General features: G+C 65.5%; 1 protein-coding gene. It reads left to right on the top strand.

Annotated elements, in window-relative coordinates:
- The coding region (locus EF834_RS18100) for a condensation domain-containing protein (RefSeq protein ID WP_164874187.1) at positions 1-220 on the top strand (220 nt) is incomplete at both ends.

Here is a 220-nt window from a genome sequence, read left to right as displayed (position 1 = left end):
TGCTGGTGTTGCATCACATTGCGGCGGATGGGTTCTCGATGGGCCCGCTGATGCGGGATGTGGTGAGCGCGTATGCGGCGCGGACTTCCGGGATGGTTCCGGGGTGGGCGCCGCTTGCGGTGCAGTATGCGGATTATGCGTTGTGGCAGCGGGAGGTGCTGGGTTCGGAGGACGATCCGGAGTCGGTGATCGCGCGGCAGGTCGAGTACTGGAAGCAGGC

The organism is Rhodococcus spongiicola, from assembly GCF_004011835.1.
Taxonomy (GTDB): Bacteria; Actinomycetota; Actinomycetes; order Mycobacteriales; family Mycobacteriaceae; genus Prescottella; species Prescottella spongiicola.
Note: the sequence above shows the minus strand (reverse complement) of the source record. Positions and strands in the feature narration are given on the sequence as shown.